The following is a 6,896-nucleotide window of genomic DNA, read 5'->3' as shown; positions in this document are numbered from 1 at the left end:
GCGACGTGTTCCGCGCCGCCAACAAGCAGCGCCTTCAGGGCGGCTCCACCATCACCCAGCAGGTGGCTAAGAACATCCTGCTGACCAACGAGCAGACCTTCGGCCGCAAGGTGAAGGAGGCCATCCTCGCCCAGCGCATCGAACAGACCCTGCCCAAGTCGCGCATCCTGGAGATTTATCTCAACCAGATCGGCCTCGGAAACCGCGCCTATGGTGTCGGCGCCGCGGCCTATAATTATTTCGGCAAAACGTTGGGCGAGCTGGACCTGGCGCAGATCGCTTTTCTCGCCGCCCTGCCCAAGGGGCCGGCCAACTACAACCCCATCACCCACAAGGCCGCCGCCATCGAGCGGCGCAACTGGATCTTGAACCAGATGGCCCAGCTCGGCTGGGTCGCCCGGCCGGCGGTCCAGGCGGCGATGCAGGAGGACCTGGTCGTTCAGACCAAGCCCGAGCGCACCCACTACCGCGACGCCGACTACTTCGTGGAGGAGGTGCGCCAGCGCGCCAAGGGCACCATCAGCAAGACCGCCGAGAACGACGGCCTGTACCTGCGCACCACGCTGGACTCCCGCCTGCAGAGCGCCGCCCGCATGGCTCTTATGAAGGGCTTGGAGAGCTACGACCACCGGCACGGCTGGCGCGGTCCCTGGGGCCACGCCGACGTTTCGCCGGATTGGGCCAATGCCACGGACGTGAAGCCCGCGCCGGCCGAGCGTCGCACCTGGGTCGCCGCCCAGATCGACGAGGTGGGCGACGGCGTGGCCGAGATCACCACCGCCAAGGGCGAGCACGGCGCGATCGTCGACGCCGACGTGGTCTGGGCCAACGCCGGCAAGGTGCTGTTGCCGGGCGACCTGGTCTATGTGGAGCAGATCAACCCAGGCGGCCGCTTCTACAACCTGCGCCAGGTGCCAGCGGTGAACGGGGCGCTGGTGGTGATCGAGCCCAAGTCCGGCCGGGTGCTGGCCCTGGTCGGCGGCTACAGCTTCTCGCTTTCCAACTTCAACCGGGCGACCCAGGCGGCGCGCCAGCCGGGCTCCTCGTTCAAGCCCTTCGTCTACGCCACGGCGCTCGAGAACGGCTTCACCCCGGCCTCCACCGTGCTCGACGCGCCCATCTATCTCAACGGGGGTGGCGGCAAGGTCTACAGCCCGGAGAATTACGAGCACACCTATTCGGGCCAGACGCCGCTCCGCAATGGCCTCGTCTTCTCCAAGAACACCATGACCGTGCGCCTGGCCAAGGCCGTGGGCATGCACAAGATCGTGGACGCCGCCGCACGCTTCGGAGTGGCCGACCACCTGCCGCCCTACCTGCCTGCAGCGCTCGGCGCGGGCGAAGTGACACCCTTCCGCCTCACCGCCGCCTATTCGGAATTCGCCAACGGCGGCAAGCGCATCCAGCCGCACCTGATCGAGCTGGCCGAGGACCATTCCGGCCAGGTGGTCTGGAAGGCCGACCGGCGCGATTGCCCCCACTGCGACGAACCGTTCGAGGGGGAGGAGAGCCCACGCATCCCCCCTGACGGGACCCAGGTGATGGACCCCATCACCGCCTACTCCATGACGCTCATGCTGGAAGGCGTGACCCAGGTCGGCACCGGGGCCGAGGTCGGCAAGACCTTCGGCGCCCGCCCCATCGCCGGCAAGACCGGCACCACCAACGACTACCGTAGCGCCTGGTTCGTCGGCTACACCTCCGACCTCGTGGTCGGCGCCTTCGTAGGCTTCGACGACAACCGTTCGCTCGGCGACAAGGAGACCGGCGCCAAGGCGGCCATCCCCATCTGGATCGACTTCATGCAGGACGCGCTGAAGGACCAGCCCGTCACCGACTTCACCGCGCCGCCGGACGTGAAGATGGCCTGGGCCCACGGCCACAAGGAAGCCTTCCGCCCCGGCACCGAGCCCAAGCCCCCGCCGCCCAGGGTCCGGCGCATCAAGTCCGGCTCGCCGTCTGCGATGATGCCACCGACACCCTACGGCCAGGCCTTCCCCAGCAGCGCTCCACCCGCCGGCGCCGGTCCGCCGAAACCGCCCAAGGACGTGCAGGGCCTGTACTGAGCCGACCCGCCTGAACCGCTTCTTAAGCCGGATACGCTACAGCCCTCCAAGCCGGCGGAGGGCGCGCATGAAAACGATCTTGGCGGCGATGTTCATGGTTGGCCTGACGGCCCAGGCCGCGGGCGCACAGGCCTGGGACGGCGTTCCGGACGGCGTGCAGAGAGTGGACGGCAGGGCTCTGCACCAGCAGGTGCTCGCTGACCAGATGACGTGCCGGGACAAGGCCAGGACCGCTACCAATGGGCAGATGGTCGCAACCTATATCGGCGCCGGAGCAGGGGGCGCCCTGGCCGCCATCGCCCTGAACGTGGGAAGCGGGGTCGCCGCCAACGTAGCCGCCAACCGGAAATTCAACCGCACGCTCGACGAGTGCATGGCCTCCCAGGGCTATGCTCCGGCCGAGCCGTCGAGCGAGGATCTGGCCGCCTACAAGTCCGCTACCGCAGCCGGCCTGCCGCGCGATCCCTATGCCTATGTGGTCAGCTTCAAACAGATCCGCGCGAGGGTGACCTCGGTCGTCGAAACCAGCGACGCTTCGGGCAATCCGGTGCAAACGTACAGCGTCGGACGGTTCTGAGCTGGTTGCCGCGCTCGTCCGCGCCAGCTATCTGAGCGCTCCACTTCGGGAGCATGTCTCAATGAGAGCGGATGTCGAGGCCGCCGCGGCCGACATCGAGCAGTCCGTCGGACTGCTCAGGAGGCGTCTTTGACTGGGAGCCCGCGCTCCGCAAGCTCGACGAGCTGAACGCCCGCGCCGAGGACCCCACCTTGTGGGACAGGCCTTCGGACGCCCAGGCCCTGATGCGCGAACGCACCAAGCTCGCAACCCAGGTGGAGGCGGTGCGCGCGCTGGAGCGCGAGCGCCAGGACACCCTCGACTTTGCCGAACTGGCCGAGATGGAAGGCGATCAGGCCAGCCTTGAGGAGGCCGCGGCGACCCTTAAAGCGCTGAAGGACCGCGCCGGCCGCGCCGAGCTGGAGGCGCTGCTTTCCGGCGAGGCCGACCCCAACGACGCCTATGTGGAGATCAACTCCGGCGCCGGCGGCACCGAATCGGCCGATTGGGCCCTGATGCTCACCCGCATGTACACCCGCTGGGCCACCGCTCATGGCATGAGCGTGGACGTTCTGGAGGAGACCGCCGGCGAGACCGCGGGCCTGAAATCCGCCACCCTGCAGGTAAAGGGCCTGAACGCCTACGGCTGGCTGAAGACCGAGGCGGGGGTGCACCGCCTGGTCCGCATCTCGCCCTTCGACAGCAATGCGCGCCGCCACACCAGCTTCGCTTCGGTCTGGGTCTATCCGGTGGTGGACGACACCATCGTCATCGAAATCAACCCCGCCGACGTGCGCACCGACACCTACCGGGCCTCAGGCGCCGGCGGCCAGCACATCAACAAAACCGACTCCGCGGTGCGCCTGACCCACATCCCCACCGGGATCGCGGTCGCCTGCCAGACCCAGCGCTCACAGCATCAGAACCGCGAGAACGCCTGGCAGATGCTCCGCGCCCGCCTCTACGAGGCCGAGCTGCAGCGCCGGGAGGAGGCCCAGGCCGCGCTGGAGGACGCCAAGACAGACATCGGCTGGGGCCACCAGATCAGGAGCTACGTCCTGCAGCCCTACCAGCTGGTCAAGGACCTCCGCACCGAGGTGGAGACCTCAGACACCCAGGGCGTGCTGGACGGCGACCTCGACGCCTTCATGGGGGCGTCGCTGTCGCAGAGGGTGGGGGCGACGCGGGATGCAGGCGGCAGCTTTGCGGACCCATGATGCGCAACCCCTGGAGCTTCGCGCGGACAGGCCCGCCTACCGTCAGGGAGAGGTCAGCTGGAGAAGGTGCGTTTTCTGCTCCAGAAGGACATCGGGTTTCGTGTTCAGCAGTGTAGCGGCGGTATCGGTCGAAATCCGCCCCTCATCCATGGCTCGAATGACCGTCCACGTGAACCGTCCGCGCCGCGACGTCGGGGTGGAACCCAAGGGGAAGTAGTCGTTGGTGTAGTCCTCCCGTCCCTTCCATTCGTCCGATGGTCCCGGCAAGACGCGACCGCTGGCCGAGGGAACATGGAGCTGGCAGACGTTCCCGACATGCGCTCGGCTAGCCGTCGGGCTTATGCCGAAACGCTCGCTGATCTGGACGATAGCGTTCCAGACGTCTCGTGTATCCCTGACGATCCGATCCACCTCTAAAGGCGGCGCAAGGAAGGCGACGGCGAAGGCGTTGGCGCGCATCTCCACGGGATCGCGCGGGCGCTTGGCCACACCTTCGATGTCGTCATATCGATCGACCATCAGGCTTTCCAGCTTCTGGACCGGGTCCCAAAGCAGATGACCGAGTTCATGCGCCAGCGTCATGCGGCGTATCCAGACGTTGCCGTTGCGCCCTTCCGTATTGACAACAATGCCCCGGTGGGGGCCGTTGGCGATCGTCGCGCCGGCGAGCATCTGGCCTAATTCCGTCTCGATCAATGGGATGTGCAGCGTGTCTTCGATCAGCCGACGCAGGTTCAAGATGCTGTCGGTCAGACCCAATCCCAGACGTTCACGCGTCAGTTTCGCCAGCCGGAAACCCGCTGCGTGGACCGGGTACTGGTAATCGGGATCAGGGGCGAAGGCTGTCTTGATGTTGTGGGCAGGATCGACAGTCTCGCTGGCAAGGGACCGCTGTCGCGCAATGACCCAGGCCGCCTCGGCGAGTTGGGAGACCGCAGTCGGCGACAGCTTGAGGGAGGCGTCGTCCGCTCTGGACAGGGTGCGAAATCGCACTCGAAGATTTTCGTCGGTGCTGCGCGCCGCGTCGAAGCCGAGATAACGTTCGTCAATCGCCAGCCGGGGCGCCAACGTTTCGAGCAGGCGGACGGGTGAGATCTTGCCGGGCGTTTCCGCCAGGCTGATCTCAATTGTTTTCCGGCCGACGATCCGGGCGAACCGCTCGACGCTGAAGCCAAGCTGCTCGCGTTGTCTCCGCAAGGTGGCCGCCGGCTCGGTTCGATCCGGAACGATCGCCGCTTGGCCATTGTCAATCGCCTTCTGAAGGATCGGGAAGCCAAAGGTCTTGAGGGCCTCGTAGGCGCTCAATCTACGGCCTTCCGCCTCGGGGCTTGCCTCGGCCAGCATGGTCTGCCCGCGCACGAACTCACGCTTGGAGCGGAGCGCCTGGGTTTCGATGGGTTGACCTCGTGCGCCGTCTCCGAAGACACGCACAAGCACGTCGTCTTGAGGTTCCGCGTTCACGCCGCGACCCATTCGGGATCTTGGGTGCCGATGATCACGGGACGGTTGGTGTCGGTATTGTAGCCCATCGACCAGACTCTATAGCCAGACCCCCTGAACGCGCTAGCCACTGCAGCCAGTTCCTGGGCGTTGCGGACGCGATACCGGCCTGAGCAGGCGCTGATCACGATCGATTGGTCGCCTAGAAACACGAGTTCGCCCCCGACGTAAGCATCGCCGCCCGCGGTTAAATTGCTATGTTTGAGGCGCCGGGCTCCACGCTCTGCGCCGAACGGGCAGAACTCTGGCGCGTGGAGCACGTCCTCATCCGTGATGACCCACAAACGGCTGTCGGGCGAATCGCGCGAAACGGCGGGAACGTCCGATTTCGTCGTGCTTGCGAGAGACGCGCCGTCTTCCCAGAACGCCAGACCGTCCGAAGCCTGCATCTGGTCGGCGTCGCCTTCATAGCGGTGCGTGTCAGGGTTCATAGCCTGCGGGCTCTGGCTCCGCCTGTAGCGATTGAACGCGACTGTTGTGAGAGTTCTCTCGCCCATGATCCCTGACAACGCTTCCGCGCTCGCCAACTCCGTAGCGGCGCTCACCGAGCGTTACAACCAGGGGTTTGCGGGTGGATTGTCGCTTGCTGCTCGTCGACGCCGATCAACGCGCGCGCGGCCGCCCGGGCCGCGTCGGTAACCTCGGCGCCGGCCAGCATGCGCGCGATCTCCTCCTCGCGCGTGCGGGCGTCCAGGGTTACGATGGAGGTGGTGGTGTGATCGCGGCGCAGCGCCTTGGCCACGCGCCAGTGCGAGTCGGCGCGAGCGGCGACTTGCGGGCTGTGGGTGACCACCAGCACCTGCCCGGTGGCGGCCAGCCGCTTCAGGCGCGAGCCCACCGCGTCCGCGACCGCGCCGCCGACGCCCTGGTCGACCTCATCGAAGATCATGGTGGGGCCGCTGGCGTCCACTCCGCCGCGTGTCGCCAGGGCGACCTTCAATGCCAGCGCCAGGCGCGCCAGCTCGCCTCCGGAGGCGATGTCGCCCAGCGGGCCGAACGGCGCGCCGGGATTGGTGGCGATCTCGAAGGCCACGCGGTCGGCTCCCTCCGGCCCGGCGCGGCCTTCGGGCAGGACGTCCACGGCGACTTGGAAGCGCGCCTTTTCCAGCTTCAGCGGCTTCAGCTCGACTTCGACGGCCTTGGAAAGACGGCTGGCCGCCGCCTTGCGCGCCTCGCTCAGGGCCTGCGCCGCCGCGTCGTAGTCGGCTTGGGCTGCGGCCGTAGCGCCATCAGCCTCCGCGAGCGTGTGGTCGGCGGTCTCGAAGGCCCGCAGCAGCTCGGCGAAGCGCACGCGCTCGGCCGGCAGGTCCTCCACCGTCACGCCGAGCTTGCGGGCGGCGGCCCTGAGCGCGAACAGCCGTTCTTCGGTCTTCTCCAGCCTTGCGGGCTCGAACACGAAGGCGCGGGCGGCGGCGTCCAGGGTGGCCAGGGTCTCCTGCGCCTCCAGGAGGGTCCGCTCCCCCGCGGCCACCGCCTCCGACAGCCTGTCCACGGCCGAGGCGCCGGCTGCGCCGCCGGCCTGCATCGCCCTGTCGCGCGCCCGCTCCAGCGCGCGGA

Annotated in this window: 5 protein-coding genes and 1 pseudogene; 3 read left to right on the top strand and 3 right to left on the bottom strand. The window is 67.5% G+C overall.

What is annotated here, in order from left to right:
• The 3 genes from HUV06_RS13645 to prfB form a co-directional block, all read left to right on the top strand.
• A partial coding sequence (locus tag HUV06_RS13645; protein ID WP_174301803.1) for a penicillin-binding protein 1A occupies window positions 1–2,066 on the top strand: 2,066 nt, incomplete at its 5' end.
• Window positions 2,067–2,133: 67 nt separating this feature from the next.
• Window positions 2,134–2,643, top strand: a complete 510-nt coding sequence (locus HUV06_RS13640) for a hypothetical protein (protein ID WP_174301802.1) — start codon at window positions 2,134–2,136, stop codon at window positions 2,641–2,643.
• 61 nt (window positions 2,644–2,704) lie between these two features.
• Window positions 2,705–3,839, top strand: a protein-coding gene (gene prfB, locus HUV06_RS13635; protein ID WP_174301801.1) for a peptide chain release factor 2 whose coding sequence is annotated in 2 segments (ribosomal slippage) — window positions 2,705–2,773 and window positions 2,775–3,839 — 1,134 coding nt in all. Because the reading frame shifts where the segments join, the coding sequence is not laid out codon by codon here.
• Window positions 3,840–3,881: 42 nt separating this feature from the next.
• Here the strand turns inward: prfB and HUV06_RS13630 are convergent.
• The 3 genes and pseudogenes from HUV06_RS13630 to HUV06_RS13620 all read right to left on the bottom strand — a co-directional run.
• Complete coding sequence (locus HUV06_RS13630) at window positions 3,882–5,312, bottom strand: ImmA/IrrE family metallo-endopeptidase (RefSeq protein ID WP_174301800.1); 1,431 nt, start codon at window positions 5,310–5,312, stop codon at window positions 3,882–3,884.
• Window positions 5,297–5,770, bottom strand: a complete 474-nt coding sequence (locus HUV06_RS13625; protein ID WP_174301799.1) for a hypothetical protein — start codon at window positions 5,768–5,770, stop codon at window positions 5,297–5,299. The genes HUV06_RS13630 and HUV06_RS13625 overlap by 16 nt, the downstream gene beginning before the upstream one ends.
• Before the next feature lie 110 nt (window positions 5,771–5,880).
• Window positions 5,881–6,896 (bottom strand): annotated as a pseudogene (locus HUV06_RS13620) (DNA repair protein RecN); the annotation flags it as partial.

It is taken from the genome of Caulobacter sp. S45 (genome assembly GCF_903642205.1).
Lineage (GTDB): Bacteria > Pseudomonadota > Alphaproteobacteria > Caulobacterales > Caulobacteraceae > CAHJWH01.
This window is presented reverse-complemented; position numbering and strand designations above follow the sequence as displayed.

Excerpts from the sequence above, each read along its gene's own strand:
- HUV06_RS13640 (WP_174301802.1), top strand. The coding sequence starts at position 2,134 with ATGAAAACGATCTTGGCGGCGATGTTCATGGTTGGCCTGACGGCCCAG.
- HUV06_RS13625 (WP_174301799.1), bottom strand. The coding sequence starts at position 5,770 with ATGAACCCTGACACGCACCGCTATGAAGGCGACGCCGACCAGATGCAG.
- HUV06_RS13630 (WP_174301800.1), bottom strand. The coding sequence starts at position 5,312 with ATGGGTCGCGGCGTGAACGCGGAACCTCAAGACGACGTGCTTGTGCGT.